The sequence below is a fragment of the Pseudomonas sp. FBCC-B35 genome (genome assembly GCF_059133755.1).
Window position 1 is genome coordinate 499,850 of the sequence record NZ_CP101439.1, and the last position, 26,946, is coordinate 526,795.

Sequence of the window (26,946 nt, forward strand, 5' to 3'; positions counted from 1 at the left end):
GACATCAGTCCAAACTGGCTTTTCGCTTTTAGTGGCTATAGTCTGGCGCAGTTCTGCCGATAAGGAGAAGAAGAGTTTTGACGCTCCCGCCTCTTTCCCTGACCACGACAGCAAGTGCTTTGAATCTATGGCTAAAATTATCGGCATCATCGTCGTATTCGCGAGCGTGCTCGGCGGCTACGTCCTCTCCCACGGCAAGATTGCGGCGCTGATCCAGCCGTTCGAAGTGCTGATCATCGGCGGCGCGGCCTTTGGTGCGTTCCTGCAAGCCAACCCTGGCTACATGACGATGCACGTTCTGAAGAAGTCGATGAAGATGTTCGGCTCGCGCTTCACCCATGGCTATTACCTGGAAGTGCTGGGGCTGGTCTATGAGATTCTCAACAAGAGCCGCCGCGAAGGCATGATGGCCATCGAGGCCGACATCGAAGACGCCTCGGCCAGCCCGATCTTTGCCAAGTACCCGACCGTACTGGCCGATGAGCGCATGACTGCGTTCGTCTGCGACTACCTGCGCATCATGTCCACCGGCAACATGGCCCCCCACGAACTCGAAGGCCTGTTCGACATGGAGCTGCTGAGCATGAAGGAGGAGCTGGAGCATCCATCCCACGCGGTCACTGGGGTCGCAGATGGCATGCCAGGCTTTGGTATCGTTGCAGCCGTATTGGGCATCGTCGTCACCATGGCGTCGCTGGGCGATGGTGACCAGGCAGCCATCGGTATGCACGTGGGCGCCGCCCTGGTGGGTACCTTCTTCGGTATTCTCGCCGCCTATGGCTTCTTCGGCCCGCTGGCCAAGTGCCTTGAGCACGATGCCAAGGAAGAACTCAACCTGTACGAGTCGATCAAGGCCTCGCTGGTCGCTTCGGCCTCGGGCATGCCGCCGTCGCTGGCCGTGGAGTTCGGGCGCAAGGTGCTGTACCCCAAGCATCGCCCCAGCTTCTCCGAGCTCGAGCAAGCGGTACGCGGTCGCTGAGTCATGGAGAACAATCAGCCCATCATCGTCAAGCGCGTAAAGCGCTTTGGCGGCGGCCACCACGGTGGCGCCTGGAAGATCGCCTTTGCCGACTTCGCCACGGCCATGATGGCGTTCTTTCTGGTGCTGTGGTTGCTGTCGACGGCAACACCTGAGCAGAAGATCGCCATCGCCGGGTACTTCAAGGACCCGATCGGCTTCTCCGAAAGCGGTACACCTTACGTCATCGACCTGGGCGGCTCGCCCGAGCTGGCGCCGGAAAAGACCATCAACCCCGAGGTGAAATCGGAGCCGACCCCCGACACCAGCATCGAACTGAACAAGGACCAGGTGGAAACCATGGCCGAGCAGGTCGAGCGCGAGCGCCTCGAGCTGCTGCTGCAGGAGTTGCAGAACAAGGTGGAAGAGAACCCGCAGCTGCAGAAGTTCAAGGACCAGATCCTGTTCGAGATCACTCAGGACGGCCTGCGCATCCAGATCATGGACGCCGAGAACCGGCCCATGTTCGACATCGGCAGCGCACGCTTGCAGCCGTATTTCGAGGACATCCTGCTGGCCATGGCCGATACCATCAAGACCGTGCCCAACAAGATCAGCGTCAGTGGCCATACCGATGCCAAGCCGTACGCAGGTGCTGGCGAGTTCGGCAACTGGGAACTGTCGGCCAACCGCGCCAATGCTGCACGGCGAGCACTGGTAGCAGGGGGCTATCCAGAGGGTCAGGTGGCACGGGTGGTGGGGTATGCGTCTTCGTCGCTGTTCGATCGCAAGAACCCGCTCAACCCGGTAAACCGCCGGATCGACATCATCGTGCTGACCAAGAAGGCCCAGCGTGATATCGAAGGCGAGCAGGGCGCCGCGCCCCCGCCGGCTGAAGCGCCTGCCGGGGCGCAGGCACCGTCACCATCCGCACCGGCACCTTCGGCGGTCGATGACCAGACGCCCATGCAGCCACGTGAGTTGCGCCAGAAGCTCAACATCTTCGAGGACGGCACGTTGAAGATGGATGAGACCAAGGAGCAGTGAGGGCTTGGCAGCCCCGTGGGGCTGCCGGTCACTGCCGGATCGGACGAGGCGCCATGCCTGCATCGTGCTCGCAGGGGTTGATCAGTAGGTTTCTTCCGGCAGGCTGGCGATGATCGAGCGGTAGCTGTTCATTCGCTGAGGCTTGATTCGCCCGTCTTCCAGAGCCTTGAGCAGAGCGCACCCGGGCTCGCGATCATGCTTGCAGTCGCGGAAACGACAGGTGCCGAACAGGTCGCGGAACTCGATGAAGCCTTCTTCTACATCGGTGCGGCGGACGTGCCCCAGGCCGAACTCACGGATGCCCGGCGAGTCGATCAGGTCGCCCCCGTTGGGGAAGTGATAGAGGCGGGCGGTGGTGGTGGTATGGGTGCCCTGGCCAGACCATTCCGACAGGTCACCGACCCGGGTGCCGGCCTGTGGCAGCAGGCTGTTGACCAGTGACGACTTGCCCACCCCCGACTGACCGACGAAGACGCTGATGTGTCCATCCAGCGCCTGCTGCAGGCGCTGCATGCCATCCCCTTGGTGCGCCGACACTTCCAGCAGCGGGTAGCCCAGTTCACGGTAGACGTCCAGGAGCGCCTGCAGGCCTGGCCCGTTCTCGTCATTGACCAGGTCGGCCTTGTTCAGCAGCAACAGGGGCCGCAGGCCGGCATGTTCGGCGGCCACCAGGTAGCGGTCGATGAGGTTGGGGTGCGGTTCCGGCGCCGGTGCGAAAACGATGACGATGAGGTCGACGTTGGCGGCCACTGGCTTGAGCTGGCCATGGTTGTTGGGGCGGCACAGTTCGGTTGCACGGGGCATCTGCGCAACGATGACGCCGATCCCCTGGTTGCCGGCACGCCAGACCACGCGGTCGCCGGTGACCAATGCCGGGAGGTTGGCGCGCAGGTGGCAGCGAAATACCTGGCCTGCGGTGTCGCCATCTTGGGCTTCGACTTCGACTTGCACGCCGAAGTGTGCGATCACCAGCCCCAGCTGTTCGGGCCCAAGGTCGCCGCCTTCCAGTTCCTGCAAGGCATGCTGCTCGCGCTTTGCTGCACGTGCAGCGCGCTCGTTCTGGATTTTTTCGATACGCCAGTTCTGGCGACGGTTGAGCTGGCGTTTGGCCATGAACGCTCCGTAGAAGGCCCCGAGCGGGGCGTAGAAAACGACTGGCAGTCTAGCATGCCGGGCCTGAACGCTGTCCGCTTCACTTTGGTTCATGAGGGTGCACTGCGCTAATATAAGCCTCCATCGGAGGAGTGCCTGCATGCAAAACCCACAGAACCTGATCTGGATCGACCTGGAGATGACCGGGCTGGATCCGGACAGCGATGTCATCATCGAGATGGCCACCATCGTCACCGACAGCGACCTCAATACGCTGGCCGAGGGACCGGTCATCGCCATCCACCACAGTGATGAAGTGCTGGCGCGAATGGACGACTGGAACACCCGCACCCACGGCGCCTCCGGCCTGACCCAGCGGGTGCGTGAGAGCCAGGTGAGCATGGCCCAGGCCGAGGCCCAGACCATCGCCTTCCTCGAGCAGTGGGTACCCAAGGGCAAGTCGCCGATCTGCGGGAACAGCATCTGCCAGGACCGTCGGTTCCTGTACCGGCACATGCGTCAGCTGGAAAATTACTTCCATTACCGCAACCTCGACGTCTCCACCCTCAAGGAGCTGGCAGCGCGCTGGGCCCCCGAGGTGCGAGACAGCTTCAGCAAGGGCAACACGCACCTGGCGCTGGACGATATCCGCGAATCCATCGCCGAGCTGCGCCACTACCGCGAACACTTCATCAAATTCTAAAAAAACGTAGCTCACACGCTGCATGCGGCCAGCCAATGACGGGCCGGGCACTGATGCCCGGTTCTTTGCGCTGACGGCCGCTCGCGTGTGTGATCGGTGTGGGTCTTGCTCATGTTGCTGATGCTTTATCTGATCGCCATCACCGCCGAAGCGATGACCGGTGCGCTGTCTGCCGGCCGTCGCGGCATGGACTGGTTCGGCGTGGTGCTGATCGCGTGCGTGACCGCATTGGGCGGTGGTTCGGTGCGTGACATGCTGTTGGGGCACTACCCGCTGACGTGGGTCAAGCACCCGGAATACTTGGTGCTGACCAGCTGCGCGGCGCTGTTGACCATTTTCATCGCGCCGATGATGCGCCGCCTGCGCTCCCTGTTTCTGGTGCTCGACGCCTTGGGGCTGGTGGCCTTTACCCTCATTGGCTGCATGACCGCGCTGGAGATGGGGCAGGGGATGCTGGTGGCGTCCATCAGCGGTGTGATCACGGGGGTCTTCGGCGGAATTCTGCGGGATATCTTCTGCAATGACATTCCGCTTGTGTTCCGCCGGGAGTTATACGCAAGCGTGTCGTTCGCCGCGGCCTGGTTCTACCTGGGCTGCGACTACTTCAAGGTGCCCGCGGAGCAAGCCATGCTGCTGACGTTGTTCGGTGGGTTTCTGGTGCGGTTGCTGGCTATTCGCTTTCACTGGGAGATGCCCAAGTTTCATTACAATGACCAACAGTGAAGGTGGGCGCCCGCACCCGGCTAGCAGGCTCAGGCTTTGTGCTTCACCGCAAGGCTGCAGAGGCGGCGTAGCCTCCCAGCAGGTTCATGCCACCCCGTGCCGGGCAAGCGCCCACTCCACGTGCTCCCTCACCAGCGGCGAGGCATCGTCGCGCCTCGCCTTGAGGGCTTCGATGACCGGGATCGTGGAAGGGGCGTTGCCCAGGCCGACGGCCAGGTTGCGCAGCCAGCGCTCGTAACCGGCACGTCGCAGAGGCCCGCCTTCGGTCTTGCGCAGGAAAGTAGGCTCATCCCACAGAAACATCTGCGCCAGCTCCGCGTTCTCCAGGCCGTGGCGGGGCTGGAAGTCCTGCTCGCGGCTGGGCTTGGCGAAGCGGTTCCAGGGGCAGACGATCTGACAGTCGTCGCAGCCGAATACCCGGTTGCCCATCATCGAGCGCAACTCCACGGGAATCGGCCCTTTGAGTTCGATGGTCAGGTAGGAGATGCAGCGGCGTGCATCCAGCACGTACGGGCCGACGAAGGCCTGGGTGGGGCAGATGTCCAGGCAAGCCGTGCAGCGGCCGCAGTGTTCGCTGGTGGTGGCCTGGTCCACTGGCAGAGGCAGGTCGACGAACAGTTCGGCCAGAAAGAAATAGCTGCCGGCCTTGCGGTTGAGCAACAGAGTGTTCTTGCCGATCCAGCCAAGCCCGGCTTGTTCGGCCAGGGCCTTTTCCAGAACTGGCGCGCTGTCGACGAAGGCTCGGTAGCCAAAGGGGCCAATGGCCTGCTGGATGCGGTCGGCCAGCGACTGCACACGCTTGCGCACCAGCTTGTGGTAGTCCCTGCCCAAGGCATAGCGGGACACGTAGGCCTTCTCCGGCTGGGCCAGGCGCTGCGCCATCTGCGTGTCGCCGGGCAGATAGTCCATGCGCAGCGAGACGACGCGCACGGTGCCTGGGATCAGTTGCTCGGGGTGGGCGCGCTTGCTGCCGTGCGCCCCCAGGTATTCCATCTCCCCCTGATAACCGGCGTCCAGCCAGCGCTGCAGGTGGTGCTCGTGTTCGCCCAGGTCGATACCGGCGATGCCGACGTGGGCAAAGCCCAGTTCCTGGCCCCACAGCTTGATGTTGTGGGCCAATGCGTCGAGGTCAGGTGTGGAGGCGGACATGGATGGGCAAGCAATACGGGCAGAGGTGCGTATAATTCTGCCAGACATTGGAGCTTTTGACCCCATGCAACAGACCAGTAACCCCCTACACACACCCACAGTGCTGAGCAGCCTGACCGTTGCCCACCTGCCGCCACGCCCTGCTCAGGCCCATAAAGGTGACTTCGGCCATGTGCTGGTGGTCGGCGGCGACCTTGGCACCGGCGGCTCCGTCCTGCTCAGTGCCGAGGCCGCCTTGCGCTGCGGCGCTGGGTTGGTGAGCGTGGCCACGCGGCCGGAGCACGTGGGCGCCGGGCTGACCCGCATGCCCGAAACCATGTGCCTGGGCGTGCAGTCGGCCAACCAGTTGATGACCGTGCTGGGCCGCGCTTCGGTGGCGGTCGTGGGGCCTGGCCTGGGGCAGGCGGCATGGGGTCGCAGCCTGCTGTCCGCCGTGGCCAACGCCGATGGCGCGCAGGTCTGGGATGCCGATGCCCTGAACCTGCTGGCAGCCACGCCCCTTGCGCTGCCCAGTGGCAGTATCCTGACCCCGCATCCAGGCGAAGCTGCGCGGCTGCTGGGTATTTCCACCGAAGCGGTGCAGGCGGATCGCCCGGGTGCAGCGCGCAAGCTGGCACGCCGCCACAACAGCGTGTGTGTGCTCAAGGGCGCAGGTACCCTGGTCGCCGACCCCGAAGGGCGGCTGGCGCGCTGCGACCGTGGCCATCCGGCCATGGCGGGCGCAGGCCTTGGGGATGTGCTCAGTGGCGTGTGCGGCGCGCTGCTGGCCCAGGGGCTTGGCGCCTGGGACGCCGCAGGCCTGGGCGTCTGGCTGCATGCCTGTGCTGGCGAGCGCCTGGGTAGCGGCGGCCGTGGGTTGGCCGCCAGTGACCTGATACCTGTGATTCGTGAGTTGTTGGAGGAGCATTCAGCGTGTCTGGCTTAAACCTGTTTCTGGCCGACGAAGCGGCCATGGTCGCCTTCGGCGGCCAACTCGCCCGGGTGACCGGTGGGCGCGGGGTCATCTTCCTGGAAGGCGACCTTGGCGCTGGCAAGACAACCCTGTCTCGCGGCCTTATTCGTGGGTTGGGCCATACGGGTGCGGTGAAAAGCCCTACATTTACCGTGGTAGAACCCTACGAGATTGGTGATGTCCGAGCTTTTCACTTCGACCTCTATCGGCTGGTCGATCCGGAGGAGCTTGAGTTCATGGGCATTCGTGACTATTTCGAGGATGATCCACTGTGCCTGTTCGAGTGGCCACAAAAGGGTGCGGGCGTTTTGCCAAAGCCTGACCTGACCATTACCATAAGCCCCCAGGCGAGCGGACGCTCGCTTGTACTTTCGCCGCAGGGGGCTCGCGGCGACGCCTGGTGCGTGGCACTGGCCGAATACTATAAACAGCAAGCGGGGTAGGTATGCGCATACGCGCACTGGTCGCCATCGTTGGGCTTTTGCTGACAACGGTGACCGTTGAGGCTCTGGCCGTCACTCAAGTCAAGAGCGTGCGCCTGTGGCGTGCGCCGGACAACACCCGGTTGGTCTTCGACCTGTCCGGGCCTGTGCAGCACAGTGTCTTCACATTGAGCGCACCCGATCGGCTGGTCATCGACATCAACGGCGCAACCCTGGGCGCACCCTTGAAGGTGGCAACGTCCAATACGCCGATCAGCAGCGTGCGCTCGGCCCAGCGCACACCGACCGACCTGCGGGTGGTCGTGGACCTGAAGAAGTCGGTCACGCCCAAGAGCTTTACCTTGGCGCCCAACGCGCAATACGGCAATCGTCTGGTGGTCGACCTGTACGACCAGGAGGCGGACGCCATTGCCGCCAGTGCCCCAACGCCTGCGCCGCCACCGGTGCAGGCACCGGCCACCACGCCAGCGGTGCCCGTCACGCCGACCCAGCCAGCCATCAAGCTGCCACCGGTGCCCAGTGGCAAGCGCGACATCGTGGTGGCCATCGATGCTGGCCACGGTGGCGAGGATCCTGGCGCTTCGGGCTCCAGCGGGCAGCATGAAAAAGACATCGTCCTGCAGATCGCCCGCGAACTGCAGCGCCAGATCAACAGCGAGAAGGGCTTTCGCGCCGAGCTGACGCGCACGGGCGACTACTTCATCCCATTGCGCAAGCGCACCGAGATCGCTCGCAAGAAAGGCGCCGACCTCTTCATCTCCATCCACGCCGATGCTGCCCCGTCGCGCGCTGCCTTCGGCGCCTCGGTGTTCGCCTTGTCCGACCGCGGTGCGACCTCCGAGACCGCACGCTGGCTGGCCGATACGGAAAACCGCTCCGACCTGATCGGCGGTGCCGGCAATGTCAGCCTCGACGACAAGGACCGCATGCTGGCCGGGGTGCTGCTCGACCTGTCGATGACGGCCACGCTCAGTTCCAGCCTCAACGTCGGTCAGAAGGTGCTGGGCAACATGGGGCGTATCACCTCGCTGCACAAGCAGCGCGTGGAGCAGGCCGGCTTCATGGTGCTCAAGTCCCCGGACATTCCGTCGATCCTGGTCGAGACCGGTTTCATCTCGAACAATGCAGAAGCCGCCAAGCTGGCTACGCGCAGCCACCAGCAGGCATTGGCCCGCTCCATTCACACCGGGGTTCGCCAGTACTTCCAGCAGAACCCACCGCCAGGCACCTACGTGGCGTGGCTACGCGACAGCGGCAAGATCGCCCAGGGCCCGCGTGAACATACGGTGCGGCCTGGTGAGACCCTGGCCATGCTCGCGGTTCGCTATCAAGTCAGCGTCACCAGCCTGCGCAGTACCAACAGCCTCAAGACCGATGAACTGAAGGTCGGCCAGCGCCTGGACATTCCTGCCACCACGTTGGCCTCGCAATGAGCGGCGGCTCACGCATCCAGCTGCTCAGCCCGCGGCTGGCCAACCAGATTGCGGCTGGCGAGGTGGTGGAACGGCCCGCATCGGTTGCCAAGGAGCTGTTGGAAAACAGTCTCGACTCCGGTGCTCGCCGGATCGACGTGGACGTCGAGCAAGGTGGTATCAAGCTGCTGAAGGTGCGCGACGATGGCAGCGGCATCTCTGCCGACGACCTGCCGCTGGCGCTGGAGCGCCATGCCACCAGCAAGATCCGCGAGCTGGAAGACCTCGAAGGCGTCCTGAGCCTGGGGTTTCGCGGTGAAGCCCTGGCGTCGATCAGCTCGGTCGCACGGCTGACCCTGACCTCGCGCACGGCCAACGCCAGCGAAGCCTGGCAGGTGGAAACCGAAGGGCGCGAGATGACCGCGCGGGTGCAGCCTGCTGCGCACCCTGTCGGCACGTCCGTGGAAGTGCGGGACCTGTTTTTCAACACGCCGGCGCGGCGCAAGTTTCTCAAGGCCGAGAAAACCGAATTCGACCACCTGCAGGAAGTGATCAGGCGCCTGGCACTGGCCCGGTTCGACGTGGCCTTCCATCTGCGGCACAACGGCAAGAGCATTCTGAGCTTGCACGAGGCCCGCGAGGAAGCCGACCGGGCCCGGCGGGTGGGCGCCATCTGTGGTCCCGGTTTCATGGAGCAGGCCCTGCCCATCGACGTGGAGCGCAACGGTCTGCGCCTGTGGGGGTGGGTCGGGTTGCCGACGTACTCGCGCAGCCAGGCAGACTTGCAGTACTTCTTCGTGAACGGGCGCGCGGTGCGTGACAAGCTGGTGGCCCATGCCGTACGCCAGGCTTACCGGGACGTGCTGTTCAACGGTCGTCACCCGACCTTCGTACTGTTCCTTGAGCTTGAGCCCAACGGCGTGGACGTCAACGTTCACCCAACCAAGCACGAAGTGCGCTTCCGTGAAGGCCGAAGCGTCCACGATTTCCTGTACGGCACCTTGCACCGTGCCCTGGCCGATGTGCGTCCCGAAGACCAGTTGGCTGCCCCGGCTGCCCTGCCTGAGGCGACCCGGCCGACGGGGCAGCAAGCAGGCGAGTTCGGGCCTCAGGGCGAAATGCGCCTGGCTGCGGCCGTGCTCGAGCAACCACGTGCTGCGCCGTCTCCCATTGCCGGCAGTGGCAGTGGCGCGGGTTACCAGTACTCATACACGCCCAGGCCGTCGCAGCCATTGCCGGCTGCCGAGGCCCAGGCGGTCTATCGCGAGTTCTACAAGCCCTTGAGCGAAGGCGCTGCCGCGCTGCCGGAAAGCCAGGGCGACATCCCCCCGCTTGGCTTCGCATTGGCCCAGCTCAAGGGCATCTACATTTTGGCCGAGAACGCCGCGGGCCTGGTGCTCGTCGACATGCATGCCGCCCATGAACGGATCATGTACGAGCGGCTGAAGGTGGCCATGGCCAGCGAGGGTCTTAGCGGTCAGCCGCTGCTGGTGCCCGAAACGCTCGCCCTGAGCCAGCGCGAGGCCGATTGCGCCGAAGAACACGCGGCCTGGTTCCAGCGCCTGGGCTTCGAACTGCAGCGCCTGGGCCCGGAAACGCTGGCGATTCGCCAGATTCCAGCATTGCTCAAGCAGGCCGAAGCCAACCGCCTGGTGCAGGATGTGCTGGCGGACCTCATGGAGTACGGCACCAGCGACCGTATTCAGGCACACCTGAACGAACTGCTCGGCACCATGGCCTGCCACGGTGCCGTGCGTGCCAATCGGCGCCTGGCGATTCCTGAAATGAACGCCTTGCTGCGCGACATGGAAAATACCGAGCGCAGCGGCCAGTGCAACCATGGCCGTCCCACATGGACCCAGATGGGCCTGGATGATCTGGACAAACTATTCCTGCGCGGTCGATGACATGAGTGGCAAGCCCCCTGCAATATTCCTGATGGGCCCGACCGCGTCGGGCAAGACCGACCTGGCCATCGAGCTGAGCAAGGTCTTGCCCTGCGAACTGGTGAGCGTTGATTCTGCCCTGGTCTATCGGGGCATGGACATTGGTTCGGCAAAGCCCTCGAAGGTCGTCCTGGCTGCCCACCCGCACCACCTGATCGACATCCGCGACCCGGCCGAAGCCTACTCGGCAGCGCAGTTTCGTGCCGACGCCTTGCGCGTGATGGCCGAGATCACCGCACGTGGCAACATCCCCTTGCTGGTGGGCGGGACCATGCTCTATTACAAGGCGTTGACCGAGGGGCTGGCCGACATGCCGGCGGCCGATGCCCAGGTCAGGGCCGAGCTCGAGGCTCTGGCCGAGGCCGAGGGCCTGGCAGCGCTGCATCGGCAGTTGGCTGAGGTCGATCCGGAGTCGGCCGCGCGCATTCATCCCAACGATCCGCAGCGGTTGATCCGGGCGCTGGAGGTGTACCGGGTCAGCGGGCAAAGCATGACGGCCCATCGCCAGCGTCAATTGGCTGAAAGTAGCGGTGTAGACGCAAGCGCCTGCGGTCATTTGCCCTATACTGTCGCCAGTCTTGCGATTGCGCCTACAGATCGTCACATTCTGCATCAGCGAATTGCGTTACGATTTTCACAGATGTTGGAACAGGGCTTTGTCGACGAGGTCCGATTGCTGCGAGCCAGAAGTGACTTGCACGCCGGGCTGCCGTCTATACGGGCAGTGGGCTATCGGCAGGTCTGGGATTACCTGGACGGCCAGCTGACTGAGAATGAGATGCGTGAACGCGGTATCATCGCGACCAGGCAGCTGGCCAAGCGGCAATTCACCTGGCTGCGTGGCTGGCCAGGCGTGCATTGGCTCGACAGCCTGGCCTGCGACAATCTGTCCCGCACCTTGAAATACCTTGGGGCCGTCTCCATATTGAGCTGAGTCCCTGCTGATTGCCGTCTATCCTTGTGAAAGCCGGCCTTACTTATCGTTTTTTCAGATTTTCCAATTATTTATCCTTACAGGAGTGCGGCATATGTCAAAAGGGCATTCGCTACAAGACCCTTACCTGAATACCTTGAGAAAAGAAAAGGTTCCGGTTTCGATCTACCTGGTCAACGGCATCAAGCTGCAAGGCTCGATCGAGTCGTTCGACCAGTTCGTGGTACTGCTGAAGAACACCGTCAGCCAGATGGTCTACAAGCACGCCATTTCCACTGTTGTACCTGCCCGCCCGGTTCGTCTGCCAAGCCCGTCCGATTCCGATCACGGCGACAGCGAGCCAGGCAACGCCTGATAGGAGCCTGCATTGTTCTTTGAGCGCCACGGTGGTGGTGAACGCGCGCTGCTCGTTCACTTGGAAGGTCAGAACCCTGAGGCGCGCGAAGACCCGCAGGAGTTTCAGGAACTCGCGTTGTCGGCCGGTGCCGACATCGTCTCGCTGGTAACGGTCACGAGGCATCAGCCCTCGGCCAAGTACCTGATTGGCAGTGGCAAGGTCGAGGAGTTGCACGACCGTGTCCATGCCGAGCAGGTAGACCTGGTGATTTTCAATCACACCCTCACGCCCAGCCAGGAGCGCAACCTCGAACGCGTGTTCGAGTGCCGTGTGCTCGACAGGACCGGGCTGATTCTGGATATCTTCGCTCAGCGCGCACGTACCCACGAAGGCAAGCTGCAGGTCGAACTGGCCCAGCTTGAGCACATGAGTACGCGGCTGGTACGCGGCTGGACCCACCTTGAGCGACAAAAAGGGGGTATTGGCCTGCGGGGGCCGGGTGAAACTCAGCTCGAAACCGACCGTCGCCTGCTGCGCGTGCGCATCCGGCAGATCAAGTCCCGCCTCGAGAAAGTGCGCAGCCAGCGTGAACAGGCGCGTCGCGGGCGTAAGCGTGCGGACATCCCGTCGGTCTCGCTGGTGGGCTACACCAACGCCGGCAAGTCCACGTTGTTCAACGCCCTGACCCAGTCGCAGGTGTACGCGGCCGACCAGTTGTTCGCTACCCTCGACCCGACGCTGCGTCGGCTTGAGCTCAACGACCTGGGGCCTATCGTGCTGGCCGATACCGTGGGCTTCATCCGGCACCTGCCGCACAAGCTGGTCGAGGCGTTTCGAGCTACGCTCGAGGAGTCGAGCAACTCCGACCTGCTGCTGCACGTGATCGATGCCCATGAGCCCGAGCGCATGGAGCAGATCGAGCAGGTGCTGGCAGTATTGGGCGAGATTGGCGCTGAAGGCTTGCCGATCCTCGAGGTGTATAACAAACTCGACCTGCTCGAAGAGGTCGAGCCGCAGATCCAGCGCAACGCCGACGGCAAGCCGGAGCGGGTCTGGGTTTCGGCACGTGACGGGCGTGGCCTGGAGCTGGTTGGCCAGGCGATTGCCGAGTTGCTGGGTGATGATCTGTTTGTCGGCACCTTGTGCCTGGAACAACGTTTTGCTCGCCTGCGCGCGCAATTCTTTGACTTGGGCGCGGTGCAGAGTGAAGCGCATGATGAAGAAGGGCGCAGCCTGCTGAGCGTGCGTCTGCCCAGGGTCGAACTCAATCGCCTGGTCAGCCGTGAAGGCATGGAGCCGCAAGTGTTTGTCGAGCAACACACTTTGCAATAAATGCCCCACGAGGTCGTCGGGCAGCAGTGACAGGCATTCTGTAGCATTGGACGGCGCGCCGTGGGCGCGTCTTTGCTTTATCAGATGGAGAGCGCTATGGCTTGGAACGAGCCGGGTGGCAACTCGAACAATCAGGATCCCTGGGGCGGCCGCCGCGGTGGCGGTGGTGGCGGCGACAAAAAAGGTCCGCCGGATCTGGACGAGGCCTTCCGCAAACTGCAGGACAGCCTCAACGGCATGTTCGGTGGTGGCAAGAAACGGGGTGGCGGTGACCGCAATGTCGGCAAGGGCGGCGGCCTGGGGCTGCTGGCCATCGGCCTGGCAGTGCTGGCGGCCATCTGGCTGTACAGCGCCGTGTATGTCGTCGACGAGCAGGAGCAAGCCGTCGTGCTGCGCTTCGGCAAGTATTATGAGACGGTCGGTCCCGGCCTGAACATCTACTTCCCGCCGATCGATCGCAAGTACATGGAAAACGTCACGCGCGAGCGGGCCTACACCAAGCAGGGCCAGATGCTGACCGAAGACGAGAACATCGTCGAGGTGCCGCTGACCGTCCAGTACAAGATCAGCAACCTGCAGGACTTCGTGCTCAACGTCGACCAGCCCGAGGTCAGCCTGCAGCATGCGACCGACAGCGCCCTGCGTCACGTGGTGGGCTCTACGTCCATGGACCAGGTGTTGACCGAAGGTCGTGAACAGATGGCCGTGGACATCCGCGAACGTCTGCAGCGTTTCCTCGACAACTACCGCACCGGTATCACCGTTACCCAGGTCAACGTGCAGAGCGCGGCAGCCCCGCGTGAAGTGCAGGAAGCCTTCGATGACGTGATCCGGGCCCGCGAAGACGAGCAGCGTGCCCGCAACCAGGCCGAGTCCTACGCCAATGGCGTGGTGCCTGAAGCCCGTGGTCAGGCTCAGCGCATCATCGAAGACGCCAACGGCTACCGCGATGAAGTCATTGCCCGAGCCAAAGGTGAGGCCGACCGCTTCACCAAGCTGGTCACCGAGTACCGCAAGGCACCTGACGTGACCCGTCAGCGCCTGTACCTGGAAACCATGCAGGCGGTGTATAGCAATTCGAGCAAGGTCATGGTGGCGACCAAGGACGGGCAGAACAACCTGCTCTACCTGCCGCTGGACAAGATGGTCGAAGGCAGCCGCAACCCGTCCGCGCCTGCAAGCGGCGTATCGTCGGCCAACGACGCTGCGGCCGCGCGCTCGGCGCAGGACACGCAACAGCAACAGCAGCCGCTGCGCACTAGGGAGAGCCGCTGATGAGCAACCGATCGCTGATCGCCCTGATCGCCGCCGTGGTTCTGGCCATCGTGGCCTGGAACAGCTTCTACATCGTGTCCCAGACCGAACGTGCAGTTCTGCTGCGCTTCGGTAAGGTCGTCCAGGCCGATGTCCAGCCAGGGCTGCACGTGAAAGTGCCGTACGTGAACCAGGTACGCAAGTTCGACGCCCGCCTGATGACCCTCGACGCGCCTACCCAGCGGTTCCTGACCCTGGAGAAGAAAGCGGTGATGGTCGACGCCTATGCCAAATGGCGCGTCAAGGATGCCGAGCGCTTCTACACGGCCACCTCCGGCATGAAGCAGATTGCTGACGAGCGTCTGTCCCGTCGTCTGGAAAGCGGCCTGCGTGACCAGTTCGGCAAGCGCACCTTGCACGAGGTGGTGTCGGGTGAGCGTGACGCGTTGATGGCCGACATCACCGCTTCGCTGAACCGCATGGCCAACAAGGAGCTGGGTATCGAGGTCGTCGACGTCCGCGTCAAGGCCATCGACCTGCCCAAGGAAGTCAACCGCAGCGTGTTCGACCGCATGAGCACCGAGCGTGAGCGCGAGGCGCGCGAGCACCGGGCCAAGGGTAACGAGCTGGCTGAAGGTATTCGTGCAGACGCCGATCGTCAGCGCCGTGTGCTGCTGGCCGAGGCCTATCGCGAAGCTGAAGAGACCCGCGGTGACGGTGATGCCCAGGCGGCTTCCATCTACGCCAAGGCCTACACGCAGGACGCTGATTTCTATGCGTTCTACCGTAGCCTGCAAGCCTACCGCGAGAGCTTCTCCAGCAAGAGCGACGTGCTGGTCCTGGATCCGAAGAACGAGTTCTTCCGCTTCATGGACAAGAGCAGGCCCTGAGTCGAATTCGGGCAGGCGCCCCGCCTGGCAGCTAAAACGCCAGGCAGGGTGCATCCCGAATCAAAAGGGGTGTATGATGAGTCAGCCGGGAAATTTCCCGGCTTTTTTGCGTCTGCAAGGTTGATCGGCCCGGTGTCGGTCCGCTTTTGACACGTTCGCAAGGCAATTCGAGGGTATCGGGTACGGTGGCTGCGCTGGGATCAGTGCTGCCCGTTGCTGTGCGCGATACCTGCTTTACTGACGGCCGGCCTGCTGGCGGCCGCCCGGACCAGAGGGGAAAAGGCGTAATGGCAACGGTAGACCGCTGGCTGCTGCCAGATGGCATCGAGGAAGTACTGCCACCTGAGGCTGCGCGTATCGAGATCGCGCGTCGCCAGGTGTTGGACCTGTTCCAGAGTTGGGGTTACGAACTGGTCGTCACCCCGCATATCGAGTACCTGGAGTCGCTGCTCACCGGCGCCGGCCAGGACCTGGATCAGCGTACCTTCAAGGTAGTAGACCCGCAGTCCGGCCGCCTGATGGGCTTTCGTGCCGACTTCACGCCGCAGGTTGCGCGCATCGACGCCCATACCCTGCGCCGTGAAGGCCCAAGCCGGTTGTGCTACGCCGGCAGTGTGCTGCATGCCCAGCCGCGTGCCTTGTCCACCTCGCGCAGCCCTATCCAGCTGGGTGCCGAACTGTATGGCGATGCCAGCCCCACCAGCGATGTGGAAGTCATCAGCCTGATGCTCGCCACGTTGCAGTTGGCCGATGTGCCTGATGTCCACATGGACCTGGGCCATGTGGGTATCTACCGTGGGTTGGCTCGGGCCGCCGGTCTGTCGGGCGCGGTCGAGCAGCAGTTGTTCGACGCCCTGCAACGTAAGGCGGTCGACGAAGTGCAGGCGCTGACGGCCGACGTGCCAAACGATGTGGGCAACATGTTGCGAGCCCTGGTCGAGCTATGCGGCGGCAGGGAAGTCCTGGCCGAGGCCCGCGTACGCCTGGGTCGTGCACCTGCCAGCGTGCTGGCGGCCCTGGACGATTTGCTGGCCATCGCCGATCGGCTGGCCGCCCGTTACCCGCAGTTGCCGTTGTACTTCGACCTGGGTGAGCTGCGCGGTTACAACTACCACACGGGCGTGGTGTTTGCGGTGTTCGTACCAGGTGAAGGGCAGTCGATTGCCCAAGGCGGCCGTTATGACGACATCGGCGCCGACTTTGGCCGGGCGCGCCCGGCTACCGGTTTCTCCACGGATTTGAAGACCCTGGTCACACTGGGGCGAGCGGAGGTCGTACTGCCCACGGGCGGCATCTGGATGCCGGACAGTGGCGATGCGGCCCTATGGCAGCATGTCTGCCAGTTGCGCAACGAGGGCCAGCGTGTGGTCCAGGCCCTGCCTGGTCAGCCGCTGAGTGCTGCCCTTGAAGCGGATTGTGATCGTCAATTGATTCAGCAAGACGGGCGCTGGCAGGTTCTGCCGCTGGCCCAGTGAGTTTCTGCGTCGGCAACAGGCCGGCAACCAAGTTTGCGTGAATGAGGACCAATGTAATGGGTAAGAATGTCGTCGTCCTGGGCACCCAGTGGGGTGATGAGGGCAAAGGCAAGATCGTCGATCTGCTGACCGAACATGCTGCCGCCGTCGTGCGCTACCAGGGTGGCCACAATGCGGGCCACACCCTGGTGATCAACGGTGAAAAGACCGTTCTGCACCTGATTCCATCCGGCATCCTGCGTGAAGGCGTGCAATGCCTGATCGGCAACGGTGTGGTCGTTGCACCCGATGCACTGATGCGCGAGATCACCAAGTTGGAAGAGAAGGGCGTACCGGTGCGTGAGCGCCTGCGCATTTCCCCGGCTGCGCCGCTGATCCTGTCGTACCACGTCGCGCTGGACCAGGCCCGTGAAAAAGCCCGTGGCGAAGCCAAGATCGGCACCACCGGCCGTGGTATTGGCCCAGCGTACGAAGACAAGGTTGCCCGCCGTGGCCTGCGCGTGGGCGATCTGTTCCACCGCGAGCGTTTTGCCGCAAAGCTGGGCGAGCTGCTGGACTACCACAACTTCCAGCTGGTGAATTACTACAAAGAGCCTGCCATCGATTTCCAGCAGACGCTGGACGAGTGCATGGCCTACGCCGAACAGCTCAAGCCGATGATGCTCGACGTCACTGCCGAGCTGCACAACCTGCGTCGTGCCGGCAAGGACATCATGTTCGAAGGCGCACAGGGCTCGCTGCTGGACATCGACCACGGTACCTACCCGTACGTCACCAGCTCCAACACCACCGCTGGCGGTATCTCGACCGGTTCCGGCGTGGGCCCGATGTACCTGGACTACATCCTGGGCATCACCAAGGCCTACACCACCCGCGTAGGTTCGGGTCCGTTCCCAACCGAACTGTTCGATGACACGGGCGCCACCTTGGCCAAGCGTGGCCATGAGTTCGGTTCCACGACCGGGCGTGCCCGTCGTTGCGGCTGGTTCGATGCCGTCATCCTGCGCCGCGCCATCGACGTCAACAGCATCTCGGGTATCTGCCTGACCAAGCTCGACGTGCTCGACGGCCTGGAGACCATCAACATCTGCGTAGGTTACAAGGATGCCAATGGTGAAGTGATCGAAGCCCCGACCGATGCCGACAGCTACATCGGCCTGCAACCGGTGTACGAAACACTGCCGGGCTGGAGCGAGTCGACCCTGGGTGCCAAGACCCTGGAAGCGCTGCCTGCCAATGCGCGTGCCTACATCACCCGCATCGAGGAACTGATCGGCGCACCGATCGACATCATCTCCACCGGCCCGGACCGCAACGAAACCATCGTGCTGCGTCATCCGTTCGCCTGATCTGCCCTCCAGGCTGATCTGACGCCGTGGCCCTGAACAGGGGTCGCGGCGTTTTTCATTGTGGGTACGAAGCTCGTATTGCTTGAGCTTGGCGTGTATCCCCGCTGCTACCGGCATAACCCTTGCTGTAAGAATTGTCTGTCGATGCCATCAAAGTAATGGCGCCAGAAAACACGAGGGTTTTACCGTGTCTGCCATCCTTTCGCTGTTACGAAGCCGCCTGTTGCGGCCTGTTTTTGTGGCCTTGGGTATCGCCCTTTTGGTGCAGGTGCTGGTGGCCGTTGCCCTGACACGAAGCACGGTTTCGGCCCTTGAGCGCGAACTGGCCCAACGCCTTGGGCATGACAGCCAACAACTCACGACTGATCTGGAACAAGCCGGCCAGGAGGTGCGCGCAGGCCTCGATGGCTTGTCTGCCAGCACTCGCCAACGCTTGAGTGCAGGGCTCTCGACACGCCTGCAGGCCGAGCAGCAGCAACTGCGCGAGACCCTCGAAGGCACCTTGAAAGAGTCCGCCAACGACATGGCAGAGTTGCTGGCCTCGGTGGCGCCGCGCGCCATCTGGGACAAGGATGTGCCGGTGTTATCGGATTTCGCCCGACGGGCGCAGCGCAATCCCAACGTTCTGTTCGTGATTTATGACGATGCAGAAGGCCAGCACCTGACCCGCTACCTGAACCGACAGAACCCAATCAACCAGGCATTGCTCGAGAAGGGGCAAGGGGAGCGGGCGCTGGACAAAGTAATCGAGGCCGCACGCCGCGACCCTGCTGTGTACATGGTCGAAGCGTCGATCAACCCGAATGGGGCAGAAATCGGCAAGGTGCTGATGGGTGTTTCAACCGCCGGCATCGATCAGCAGCTGGCCGCTCTGGATCAACGTTTCGCGGCCTTGATCACCAGCAGCGAACAGTTGGTTGGCGACAGCCTGGTGGGGGCGGCTGCCGACAGTGGCAAGACACTGCGTGAACGCCTGGAGGCTGCGCAAGGCAGCGCCGCGGCCATGCAGAACAATACAGCTCAAACCGTGCGCGATGCGGCTGCAGAATTGCGTTGGCGCATCGGCCTGGGCCTGGTGCTGGTGGGGCTGGGCGTGCTGTTGGTGGTGGCCATAGTGCTGGGCCGGCGTGTGGTGAGCAAGTTGCGCCTGTTGATCGCGGCGCTCGATGACCTGGCAGCGGGCGAAGGCGACCTGACCAAGCGGGTACCCCTGGACAGCCGCGACGAGATTGGCGACATGGCCTCAGCGGTCAATCGCTTCGTCGACAAGCTGCAACCTATCGTGCGCGAAGCCGGTGACGTGGCCGAGCGCACCGGTGTGGAGATCGGCGCCATGACCCAGCGCAACGCAGGCGCCGATGCCGCCGCCGCGTTGCAGCGTGATGAGGTGGCGGCCAGCCTGAGCGACCTGTCGAGCATGGCTGAAGAAGCCCAGGCCGAGAGCCATGCCATGCAGGCCGCCTTGCAGCAGGTGGTGGACATTCGCCAGGCCACTGACGAAAACAGTCGCACCTCGACGCAACTGGCCGGGCTCATCGAAAACCTGGCCGGGCAGGTGGATGCAGGCTCGCAGGTCATCGAGCGCCTGGCCAAGCAAAGCGAGCAGATCGAGGTGGTGCTGACGGTCATCCACGGCATTGCCGAGCAAACCAACCTGCTAGCCCTCAACGCCGCCATCGAAGCCGCCCGTGCCGGCGAGACGGGGCGAGGCTTTGCCGTAGTGGCGGATGAAGTCAGGGCGTTGGCGAGCAAGACGCAACGCTCCACCGGTGACATCCAGGCGCATATTGCCGCACTGCAGGCAGGGGCGAAGGAGGCGGTGGCCACGATCAGTCAGGCGGGTACAAAGGCCAGCGAAGGGCTGCTGGTGCTGCGTGACAACGAGCGTCGCCAGCAGTCGGTACAGGCTGCCGTCGAGCAGGTGCATGCGGCGATAGGCCTGGCCACCCGCGCCGCCGAACAGCAGGCCAATGGCGCGCAAGCGGTGCGCGGCAGGGTGCAGAACATTCATACCCAGGCCGAACGTTCAGCCGAAGTGGTGATGCAGACCACGGCAAGCAGCAAGGTGCTTGACGATCTGGCGGCCCAGCTTCGGGCAAGTCTGGGCCAGTTCCGGGCGTGATGCGCTTTGGGCCATCACGCGCGGTTCAGGTACATCCGCGTTGTCAGCAAATACACCGGCAACCCTGAAACCACGATCAGCAGCGCCGCATAGGGTGCCGCCGCTGCGAACTCGACATTGGCCGTGTGTGCCCAGACTTCGGTGGCAAGGGTCGTCATGCCGGTAGGACTGAGCAGCAACGTTGCCGTCAATTCCTTCATGGCGTCCAGAAACACCAGGGCGAAGGCCGCTGCCATCGCCGGGAAGATGATCGGCAGGGTCACTTTGCAGAACGCGGCAAAGCTGCTTGCACCCAGGGTGCGGGCCGCCTCTTCCAGCGTAGGGGATGCCTTGTTCAAGGCCGTGCGCACGGGCGACTGGGCCAAAGGCAGGAACAGCAGTGCATAGGCCAGAAGCAGTAACGCCGTGGTCTGGTACAGCGCCGGCACGTAGTGCAGGGCAAAGAACACCAGCGTCAGGGCAATGACAAGCCCGGGCAGGGCATGCAACAGGTAGGGCAGGCGTTCTGCCCAGATGGCCAGGCGCCCCTTGTAGCGCACCACCAGGAAGCTGATCGGCAGAGCCAGCACGACGCAGAAACCGGCGCCGCCTAGCGACACGGACAGCGATGTGAACAGTGCCCTGGAAATATCCGCAATGGGGAACGCTGCGGATGAACCCACACTGAGCCAGTAACCGAGCATGGCCAATGGAATACCGCTGCCCAATACGGCCAGGCCCAGGCAGAACACTTGAGCAGGTATCGCCCAGCCACGCAGCTTTACAGGTTGAGCGCGGCGTGCCACGCCCTGGCCAATGCGTACATGCCGTGCCTTGCCACGTACCCGCAGTTCCAGCCACAGCATGATCAAGCACATGGCCAACAGCACGGCGGACAACATGGCCGCGTTGGCGTTGCTGAATTCCAGCTCGAACTGCTGGTAGATGGCGGTGGTGAATGTCTGCAAGCCCAGAATCGACAGTGCGCCGAACTCCACGAGCATGTGCAGGGCGATCAGCAGGGCGCCACCCAGCATCGACGGCCACAGCAAGGGCAGGGTGACTTTCCGGTACACGCTCCAGCGGCTGCAACCCAATGTGCGCGCCGACTCCTCAAGGGAGGTGTCCAGGTTGCGTAAAGTGGCCGCCACCGGGAGGAAGATCAGCGGGTACTTGGACAGGGCCATTACCAGAATGGCGCCGCCCAAGCCTTCGAAGTCCGAGCTCAGCGAAACCCAGGTAAAGCTGCTGACGAACGACGGCACGGCAAAGGGCAGGCACAGCACCACCCCCCACAACCTGCGCCCGGGCAGGTCGCTGCGTTCCAGCAGCCATGCCAGCGCCAGGCCTACGACCATACAGGTCAGCGTAACCCCGACCATCAGCAGCAGGGTGTTGCGCATCAGCCCCCATACGTAGGGGCGCCACAACAGGTACAGCGCCTCTCGCCAGCCGGCTTCCCAGGCTTTGATGGCCACGTAGAGCAATGGCAGTACGCTCATCGCCACCAGGAAAAGCACGGGCAGCACCACCCAGATCGAGGGGCGCTTGCGGCGCGGTACGAAACGTACCGGCACCGGCTGGGTCAGGGCGGCAGTCATCAGAGCAGACCGACCTCACGCTCAAGCTCAAGGGCTTCTTCGGCATTGCCGAGGTCGGCCGGCGTGATCTTGGGCGGGCGCAACTCGTCGAACGGCTTCAGGCCGCGATCGGAAACCATGCCCTTGTGCAGTGGGTATTCGGCCGTGGTCTGGGTGATCACGCGCTGGCCTTCTTCGCTGGCCATCCAGTTGAGCAATGCCTGGGCTTCCTTGGGATGCTTGCTGGCCTTCACGGCCGCGGCACCCGAAATGGTCACCAGGTTGCCGGCGTCGCCATCGGCCAGGTAGTACAGCTTGGAGTCAAGCTTGCCGCGCTCGCGCTCCAGGGCGTACCAGTAGTAGTTGTTGACCAGCACCGCGCCCACTTCACCTTTCTCCACGGCCTTGAGGGCGACCATGTTGTTGGTGTAGGTCTTGCCGAATGCCTTCAGGCCGGTCAGCCATTCTTCCGTTGCTTCGCGGCCATGCATCTTCAGGATGGCTACCGCCTGCTCCTGGAAGGCCCCGCTGGTGGGTACGAAGCCAACGCGCCCGTCCCATTCAGGGTTGGCGAAGTCCATGACCGTGGTCGGCAGGTCCTTCTCGTCGATTTTCTTGGGGTTGTACACCACCACCCGGGTCCGCGCGGTCACGCCCATCCAGGTACCGTTGGCGGCGACATATTCCTTGGGCAGCATGTTGAGCGTGGCATCATCGATCTTTGCCAGCAGGCCCAGCTCACCCAGGTTATTCAGGGGTGGCGACTCTTCGGTATAGATGATGTCGGCCGGCGAGCGCTCGCCTTCTTCGATGATCTGGCTGGCCAGCTGGTTGCTGCTGCCCTTGCGGATATTGATATGGATGCCGGTCTTGGCTTCATAAGCCTTGGCGATGGCCTCGCCGATTTCCTTGTGCTGACCGTTGTACATGGTCAAGGTGACCGGCGCATCTGCCATGGCGGCCGGAGCGCCGATGACCAGGCTCAACACGGCGGCGGCCAGGGTGCGCATCAGCGGTTGCGGGCGGATCGTCATGCGGGTACTTCCTCGCTTACGGCTACATATTTGGAAACAATGGTAAACGAAATCGTTTCTCATGTGGCGAGGTGACGATAAATTCATTGAGCGGGGTGCTTGGGGCTATGCACGCGTCGGAAAGGGCGAGGCGTTGGGTTTTGTGCGCCATCTTGCACAACGCCGAAAACACGGAAGGGCGGGGCCATGATGCTAAATTTCAGGCAAGAAAAAACCCACTAGCAAGCTAGTGGGTTTTTGTATGGTGCCCAGGAGAAGACTCGAACTTCCACGACCGTTAAGTCACTGATACCTGAAACCAGCGCGTCTACCAATTCCGCCACCTGGGCAAAGCTTTACATCATCTGATGAAGGCGACTATTGTTCGCTTCACACAGTAGTAACAGATCCTTGGTCATCTATTACTTGAAAATTTTGGTGCCCAGGAGAAGACTCGAACTTCCACGGCCGTTAAGCCACTGATACCTGAAACCAGCGCGTCTACCAATTCCGCCACCTGGGCACACATTCGAGATAAAAGATGCTTTACAGCGCCGCTCATCTCTACTACAACTTCGGGGTTGTCCGTCGTCGTGGTGCGCACTATACGGATGCCCTCGGGGGCTGTAAAGCCCTCGATCAAAAAAAATCTCAAAAAATTCAACTTGTTGATTTCATGGGCCTATTGCCGCTCGCCGGGCGCTCCTCAGGGGGCTGTCCAAGGCTGACATTTCCGGTTTCAATACGCCTATGCCAGAATTCCTATCTATATACCCCAAGGTGAACCCCTTCTGATGGCCGATTGGCAATCCCTCGATCCCGAGGCCGCTCGCGAAGCGGAAAAATACGACAACCCCATTCCCAGCCGTGAGCTGATCCTGCAGCGCCTTGCCGACCGTGGCGAACCGGCCGCGCGCGAGGAGCTGGCGGCAGAGTTCGGTCTGCACGAAGAAGACCAGATCGAAGCACTGCGCCGCCGCCTCAGGGCCATGGAGCGCGACGGCCAGCTTATCTATACCCGGCGCGGCACCTATGCCCCGGTGGACAAGCTGGACCTCATCTGCGGCCGCGTCTCCGGCCACCGCGACGGCTTCGGCTTCCTCATTCCCGACGACGGTAGCGAAGACCTGTTCCTGAGCCCGTCGCAGATGCGCCTGGTGTTCGATGGCGACCGCGCCCTGGCGCGTGTGTCCGGCGTCGACCGCCGTGGTCGCCGCGAAGGCGCCTTGGTCGAGGTCGTCTCCCGCGCCCATGAAAGCGTGGTAGGCCGCTACTTCGAGGAAGGCGGCATCGGTTACGTGACCCCTGACAACCCGAAGATCCAGCAGGAAGTGCTGGTCACGGCCGGGCGTAACGGTGGCGCGAAGATCGGCCAGTTCGTCGAGATCAAGATCACCCATTGGCCAACGGCGCGTTTCCAGCCGCAAGGCGATGTGGTGGAAGTGGTCGGCAACTACATGGCGCCGGGCATGGAAATCGACGTTGCCCTGCGCAGCTACGATATCCCGCACGTCTGGCCCAAGGATGTGATCAAGGAGGCCCGCAAGTTCCGCTCTGAAGTCGAAGACAAGGACAAGGAAAAGCGCGTCGACCTGCGCCACCTGCCCTTCGTGACCATCGACGGCGAGGACGCGCGCGACTTCGACGACGCCGTTTACTGCGAACCCCTGGGCAAGCTGCGGATGTTCTCCGGCGGCTGGCGCCTTTATGTGGCGATCGCCGACGTGTCGAGCTACGTCCGCCTGGGCTCGGCGCTGGATGTGGAAGCCCAGCAGCGCGGAAACTCGGTGTACTTCCCCGAGCGTGTGGTGCCCATGCTGCCCGAGGAATTGTCCAACGGCCTGTGCTCGTTGAACCCGCACGTCGATCGCCTGGCCATGGTCTGTGAAATGACCATGAACAAGGCCGGGCAGATGGTCGACTACCAGTTCTATGAAGGGGTCATCCACTCTCACGCCCGCCTGACCTACAACAAGGTCAGCAGCATGCTCGAGCATTCACGCACCCGTGAAGGCAAGGCGCTGCGCGAGGAATACAAGGAAGTCGTCCCGGACCTGAAGAACCTCTACAACCTGTACAAGGTCCTGCTCGATGCCCGGCACACCCGCGGTGCCATTGACTTCGAGACCCAGGAAACTCGCATCGTCTTCGGCGAAGACCGCAAGATCGCGGAAATTCGCCCGACCGTGCGCAACGATGCGCACAAGCTGATCGAGGAATGCATGCTGGCCGCCAACGTGGCCACGGCAGAGTTTCTGCAAAAGCACGGTGTGCCGGCCCTGTACCGGGTGCACGATGGCCCGCCACCGGAGCGCCTGGAAAAGCTGCGTGCTTTCCTGGGTGAGCTGGGGCTGTCACTGCACAAGGGCAAGGACCCGTCGCCCAAGGACTACCAGGCACTGCTGGCGAGCATCGCCGCCCGCCCGGACTTCCACCTGATCCAGACCGTGATGCTGCGCTCGCTCAGCCAGGCGGTGTACAGCACCGACAACAACGGCCACTTCGGCCTGAACTACGAGGCGTACACCCACTTCACCTCGCCGATCCGTCGTTACCCTGACTTGCTGGTCCACCGCGCCATCCGCAGCGTCATCCGCTCCAAGGTCGATACCCCACACGTCAAGCGTGCCGGTGCCATGAGCATTCCCAAGGCGCGTATCTACCCGTACGACGAGAACACCCTCGAGCAACTGGGCGAGCAATGCTCGATGACCGAACGCCGGGCCGACGAAGCCACACGTGACGTGGTCAACTGGCTCAAGTGCGAGTACATGAAGGACCGCGTGGGCGAGACGTTCCCGGGTGTGATCACGGCGGTGACAGGTTTCGGCCTGTTCGTCGAGCTGACCGACATCTACGTCGAGGGTCTGGTGCACGTCAGTGCGCTGCCGGGCGACTATTACCACTTCGACCCGGTGCATCATCGTCTGTCGGGCGAACGCACTGGCCGCAGCTTCCGCCTGGGTGACACGATCGAGGTCAAGGTCATGCGCGTGGACCTGGACGAGCGCAAGATCGACTTCGAAGTGGCCGACGCCACCCTGGCCGCTCCGATCGGTCGCAAGCAACGCGGTACACCTGCTGCCGCTGCCCCGACCGAGCAAGCGCCGGAGCAAGAGAAGGCCAGGGCCACGCCCAAGCCGCGCAGCCGCAAGAGCGAAGCCTCCGAGGCGTACTTCCCCAAGGACGCCGTGCAGCGCAACGCCGAGGTGCGCAAGAGCCGCGAAATGAAAAAGGCGCTGATGACCGAGGCCCGCAGTACCAGCCACGGCAGCAGCAAGTCGGACAAGGGCAGCAAGACGTCTGGCAAGCCTACCAAGCACCGTAAAGGGCCGTCGAAATCCGGCGCATCACGCAAGAGCAAGAGCAATTCATGAGTCAGTTGGAAAAGATCTACGGCGTTCACGCGGTACAGGCGCTGTTGCAGCACCATCCGAAGCGGGTCAAGCAGATCTGGCTGTCGGAGGGCCGCAGCGAGCCGCGCCTGCAAGCGCTGCTGGCCTTGGCCGCCGAGAACCGCGTAGCTGTGGGTCAAGCCGAGCGCCGCGAGTTGGACGCCTGGGTCGAAGGCGTGCACCAGGGCGTGGTCGCCGAGGTGAGCCCCAGCCAGGTCTGGGGTGAGCTCATGCTCGAGGAGTTGCTCGAGCGCACTGAAACCCCGCCTCTGATCCTGGTGCTGGACGGGGTGACCGACCCGCACAACCTTGGTGCCTGCCTGCGTACCGCTGATGCAGCGGGCGCAACGGCCGTGATCGTGCCCAAGGACAAATCGGCGACCCTGACGCCTGTGGTGCGCAAGGTCGCGTGCGGAGCAGCCGAGGTGATCCCGCTGGTGGCCGTGACCAACCTTGCGCGTACGCTTGAGAAGCTGCAGCAGCGTGGCCTGTGGGTGGTGGGAACCGCCGGCGAAGCCGAGCAGGAAATCTACCAGCAGGACCTGACCGGCCCGCTGGTGATGATCATGGGCGCCGAAGGCAAGGGCATGCGCCGGCTGACCCGCGAGCACTGCGACTTTCTGGTGAAGCTGCCGATGAGCGGCAGCGTCAGCAGCCTGAACGTGTCCGTGGCCACTGGCGTGTGCCTGTTCGAGGCCGTGCGCCAGCGCCAGGCCAAGGGTTGATCCGATGACCGTGCCGGTCTTTTGGCCGGCACGTGCCCGCTTGAACGGATCCTGCACGGGCCGCTGTACCCGCGACGCGACAGATGCCGCGTCGAAGTGTTTCCGGTTGTTCAAATAATCGCCAATTGCCTTGCTT

The 26,946-nt window shown here is 63.1% G+C and carries 22 protein-coding genes and 2 tRNA genes; 18 read left to right on the forward strand and 6 right to left on the reverse strand.

Annotated elements, in window-relative coordinates; translation table 11 throughout:
* Nucleotides 1–127 precede the first annotated feature (127 nt).
* Nucleotides 128–979, forward strand: a complete 852-nt coding sequence (gene motA, locus NMB38_RS02130; RefSeq protein WP_023532967.1) for a flagellar motor stator protein MotA — start codon at nucleotides 128–130, stop codon at nucleotides 977–979.
* A 3-nt stretch (nucleotides 980–982) separates the two neighbouring features.
* Entirely contained in the window at nucleotides 983–2,005 is a 1,023-nt protein-coding gene (gene motB, locus NMB38_RS02135; protein ID WP_049696704.1) for a flagellar motor protein MotB, read from the forward strand.
* Between the two features lie 81 nt (nucleotides 2,006–2,086).
* Here motB and rsgA read toward each other — a convergent pair whose 3' ends face one another.
* Nucleotides 2,087–3,118 carry a small ribosomal subunit biogenesis GTPase RsgA gene (gene rsgA / locus NMB38_RS02140; RefSeq protein ID WP_104925732.1) on the reverse strand — a complete coding sequence of 344 codons (1,032 nt, stop codon included), beginning with the start codon at nucleotides 3,116–3,118 and terminating at the stop codon, nucleotides 2,087–2,089.
* 139 nt (nucleotides 3,119–3,257) lie between these two features.
* Here rsgA and orn point away from each other — a divergent pair, with 139 nt between their 5' ends.
* Together orn and NMB38_RS02150 are read left to right on the forward strand one after the other, a co-directional pair.
* Entirely contained in the window at nucleotides 3,258–3,800 is a 543-nt protein-coding gene (gene orn, locus NMB38_RS02145; RefSeq protein ID WP_027913960.1) for an oligoribonuclease, read from the forward strand.
* 111 nt (nucleotides 3,801–3,911) lie between these two features.
* Complete coding sequence (locus NMB38_RS02150; protein ID WP_027913959.1) at nucleotides 3,912–4,523, forward strand: trimeric intracellular cation channel family protein; 612 nt, start codon at nucleotides 3,912–3,914, stop codon at nucleotides 4,521–4,523.
* An 84-nt stretch (nucleotides 4,524–4,607) separates the two neighbouring features.
* Here the strand turns inward: NMB38_RS02150 and queG are convergent, their stop codons facing one another.
* The gene (gene queG / locus NMB38_RS02155; protein WP_028687879.1) at nucleotides 4,608–5,672 is read right to left on the reverse strand and encodes a tRNA epoxyqueuosine(34) reductase QueG; all 1,065 of its coding nucleotides are present in this window, start codon (nucleotides 5,670–5,672) and stop codon (nucleotides 4,608–4,610) included.
* 64 nt (nucleotides 5,673–5,736) lie between these two features.
* On the opposite strand from queG, the gene NMB38_RS02160 reads away from it, so the two are divergent.
* From NMB38_RS02160 to NMB38_RS02215, 12 genes are all read left to right on the forward strand, one after another.
* Nucleotides 5,737–6,597, forward strand: a complete 861-nt coding sequence (locus tag NMB38_RS02160; RefSeq protein WP_028687880.1) for an NAD(P)H-hydrate dehydratase — start codon at nucleotides 5,737–5,739, stop codon at nucleotides 6,595–6,597.
* Entirely contained in the window at nucleotides 6,585–7,067 is a 483-nt protein-coding gene (tsaE, locus tag NMB38_RS02165) for a tRNA (adenosine(37)-N6)-threonylcarbamoyltransferase complex ATPase subunit type 1 TsaE (RefSeq protein WP_494354880.1), read from the forward strand. Before NMB38_RS02160 ends, tsaE begins: the two co-directional genes overlap by 13 nt.
* 2 nt (nucleotides 7,068–7,069) lie before the next feature.
* Nucleotides 7,070–8,500 carry an N-acetylmuramoyl-L-alanine amidase gene (locus tag NMB38_RS02170; RefSeq protein WP_027913955.1) on the forward strand — a complete coding sequence of 477 codons (1,431 nt, stop codon included), beginning with the start codon at nucleotides 7,070–7,072 and terminating at the stop codon, nucleotides 8,498–8,500.
* A complete protein-coding gene (gene mutL, locus NMB38_RS02175; RefSeq protein WP_027913954.1) occupies nucleotides 8,497–10,386 on the forward strand; it encodes a DNA mismatch repair endonuclease MutL in 1,890 nt (629 codons plus the stop codon). Before NMB38_RS02170 ends, mutL begins: the two co-directional genes overlap by 4 nt.
* Before the next feature lies 1 nt (nucleotide 10,387).
* The gene (gene miaA / locus NMB38_RS02180) at nucleotides 10,388–11,359 is read left to right on the forward strand and encodes a tRNA (adenosine(37)-N6)-dimethylallyltransferase MiaA (protein ID WP_028687881.1); all 972 of its coding nucleotides are present in this window, start codon (nucleotides 10,388–10,390) and stop codon (nucleotides 11,357–11,359) included.
* 94 nt (nucleotides 11,360–11,453) lie between these two features.
* Nucleotides 11,454–11,714, forward strand: coding sequence for an RNA chaperone Hfq (hfq, locus tag NMB38_RS02185; RefSeq protein ID WP_015272006.1), 261 nt, complete (start codon nucleotides 11,454–11,456; stop codon nucleotides 11,712–11,714).
* A 12-nt stretch (nucleotides 11,715–11,726) separates the two neighbouring features.
* Entirely contained in the window at nucleotides 11,727–13,028 is a 1,302-nt protein-coding gene (hflX, locus tag NMB38_RS02190) for a ribosome rescue GTPase HflX (protein ID WP_027913952.1), read from the forward strand.
* A gap of 96 nt (nucleotides 13,029–13,124) precedes the next feature.
* Nucleotides 13,125–14,303 carry an FtsH protease activity modulator HflK gene (gene hflK / locus NMB38_RS02195; protein WP_027913951.1) on the forward strand — a complete coding sequence of 393 codons (1,179 nt, stop codon included), beginning with the start codon at nucleotides 13,125–13,127 and terminating at the stop codon, nucleotides 14,301–14,303.
* A complete protein-coding gene (gene hflC / locus NMB38_RS02200; RefSeq protein WP_027913950.1) occupies nucleotides 14,303–15,172 on the forward strand; it encodes a protease modulator HflC in 870 nt (289 codons plus the stop codon). The genes hflK and hflC overlap by 1 nt, the downstream gene beginning before the upstream one ends.
* 287 nt (nucleotides 15,173–15,459) lie before the next feature.
* Nucleotides 15,460–16,647 carry an ATP phosphoribosyltransferase regulatory subunit gene (locus tag NMB38_RS02205; RefSeq protein ID WP_027913949.1) on the forward strand — a complete coding sequence of 396 codons (1,188 nt, stop codon included), beginning with the start codon at nucleotides 15,460–15,462 and terminating at the stop codon, nucleotides 16,645–16,647.
* A 56-nt stretch (nucleotides 16,648–16,703) separates the two neighbouring features.
* Nucleotides 16,704–17,996 (forward strand): adenylosuccinate synthase, encoded by a 1,293-nt coding sequence (locus tag NMB38_RS02210; protein WP_023533002.1) that lies wholly within the window; start codon nucleotides 16,704–16,706, stop codon nucleotides 17,994–17,996.
* A 187-nt stretch (nucleotides 17,997–18,183) separates the two neighbouring features.
* Entirely contained in the window at nucleotides 18,184–20,118 is a 1,935-nt protein-coding gene (locus NMB38_RS02215) for a methyl-accepting chemotaxis protein (RefSeq protein WP_125922705.1), read from the forward strand.
* 14 nt (nucleotides 20,119–20,132) lie between these two features.
* On the opposite strand, the gene NMB38_RS02220 is transcribed toward NMB38_RS02215, so the two are convergent.
* The 4 genes from NMB38_RS02220 to NMB38_RS02235 all read right to left on the reverse strand — a co-directional run bounded on the left by NMB38_RS02220 (nucleotide 20,133) and on the right by NMB38_RS02235 (nucleotide 23,213).
* A complete protein-coding gene (locus tag NMB38_RS02220; protein WP_027913947.1) occupies nucleotides 20,133–21,698 on the reverse strand; it encodes an ABC transporter permease in 1,566 nt (521 codons plus the stop codon).
* Nucleotides 21,698–22,711, reverse strand: a complete 1,014-nt coding sequence (locus NMB38_RS02225; RefSeq protein WP_027913946.1) for an extracellular solute-binding protein — start codon at nucleotides 22,709–22,711, stop codon at nucleotides 21,698–21,700. Before NMB38_RS02225 ends, NMB38_RS02220 begins: the two co-directional genes overlap by 1 nt.
* Before the next feature lie 242 nt (nucleotides 22,712–22,953).
* Nucleotides 22,954–23,040, reverse strand: a tRNA-Leu gene (locus tag NMB38_RS02230).
* 86 nt (nucleotides 23,041–23,126) lie between these two features.
* Nucleotides 23,127–23,213, reverse strand: a tRNA-Leu gene (locus NMB38_RS02235).
* Between the two features lie 271 nt (nucleotides 23,214–23,484).
* Between NMB38_RS02235 and rnr the strand changes: the two genes are divergently transcribed.
* Nucleotides 23,485–26,067, forward strand: a complete 2,583-nt coding sequence (gene rnr / locus NMB38_RS02240; protein WP_027913945.1) for a ribonuclease R — start codon at nucleotides 23,485–23,487, stop codon at nucleotides 26,065–26,067.
* On the forward strand, nucleotides 26,064–26,810 hold the full coding sequence (gene rlmB, locus NMB38_RS02245; RefSeq protein WP_027913944.1) for a 23S rRNA (guanosine(2251)-2'-O)-methyltransferase RlmB: 747 nt from the start codon (nucleotides 26,064–26,066) through the stop codon (nucleotides 26,808–26,810). The genes rnr and rlmB overlap by 4 nt, the downstream gene beginning before the upstream one ends.
* Nucleotides 26,811–26,946 lie beyond the last annotated feature (136 nt).

Bases quoted from the DNA above. Each gene is read 5' to 3' on its own strand.
- motA (WP_023532967.1), top strand. From the start codon at position 128: ATGGCTAAAATTATCGGCATCATCGTCGTATTCGCGAGCGTGCTCGGC.
- motB (WP_049696704.1), top strand. From the start codon at position 983: ATGGAGAACAATCAGCCCATCATCGTCAAGCGCGTAAAGCGCTTTGGC.
- rsgA (WP_104925732.1), bottom strand. From the start codon at position 3,118: ATGGCCAAACGCCAGCTCAACCGTCGCCAGAACTGGCGTATCGAAAAA.
- orn (WP_027913960.1), top strand. From the start codon at position 3,258: ATGCAAAACCCACAGAACCTGATCTGGATCGACCTGGAGATGACCGGG.
- NMB38_RS02150 (WP_027913959.1), top strand. From the start codon at position 3,912: ATGTTGCTGATGCTTTATCTGATCGCCATCACCGCCGAAGCGATGACC.
- queG (WP_028687879.1), bottom strand. From the start codon at position 5,672: ATGTCCGCCTCCACACCTGACCTCGACGCATTGGCCCACAACATCAAG.
- NMB38_RS02160 (WP_028687880.1), top strand. From the start codon at position 5,737: ATGCAACAGACCAGTAACCCCCTACACACACCCACAGTGCTGAGCAGC.
- NMB38_RS02170 (WP_027913955.1), top strand. From the start codon at position 7,070: ATGCGCATACGCGCACTGGTCGCCATCGTTGGGCTTTTGCTGACAACG.
- mutL (WP_027913954.1), top strand. From the start codon at position 8,497: ATGAGCGGCGGCTCACGCATCCAGCTGCTCAGCCCGCGGCTGGCCAAC.
- miaA (WP_028687881.1), top strand. From the start codon at position 10,388: ATGAGTGGCAAGCCCCCTGCAATATTCCTGATGGGCCCGACCGCGTCG.
- hfq (WP_015272006.1), top strand. From the start codon at position 11,454: ATGTCAAAAGGGCATTCGCTACAAGACCCTTACCTGAATACCTTGAGA.
- hflK (WP_027913951.1), top strand. From the start codon at position 13,125: ATGGCTTGGAACGAGCCGGGTGGCAACTCGAACAATCAGGATCCCTGG.
- hflC (WP_027913950.1), top strand. From the start codon at position 14,303: ATGAGCAACCGATCGCTGATCGCCCTGATCGCCGCCGTGGTTCTGGCC.
- NMB38_RS02205 (WP_027913949.1), top strand. From the start codon at position 15,460: ATGGCAACGGTAGACCGCTGGCTGCTGCCAGATGGCATCGAGGAAGTA.
- NMB38_RS02210 (WP_023533002.1), top strand. From the start codon at position 16,704: ATGGGTAAGAATGTCGTCGTCCTGGGCACCCAGTGGGGTGATGAGGGC.
- NMB38_RS02220 (WP_027913947.1), bottom strand. From the start codon at position 21,698: ATGACTGCCGCCCTGACCCAGCCGGTGCCGGTACGTTTCGTACCGCGC.
- NMB38_RS02225 (WP_027913946.1), bottom strand. From the start codon at position 22,711: ATGACGATCCGCCCGCAACCGCTGATGCGCACCCTGGCCGCCGCCGTG.
- rnr (WP_027913945.1), top strand. From the start codon at position 23,485: ATGGCCGATTGGCAATCCCTCGATCCCGAGGCCGCTCGCGAAGCGGAA.
- rlmB (WP_027913944.1), top strand. From the start codon at position 26,064: ATGAGTCAGTTGGAAAAGATCTACGGCGTTCACGCGGTACAGGCGCTG.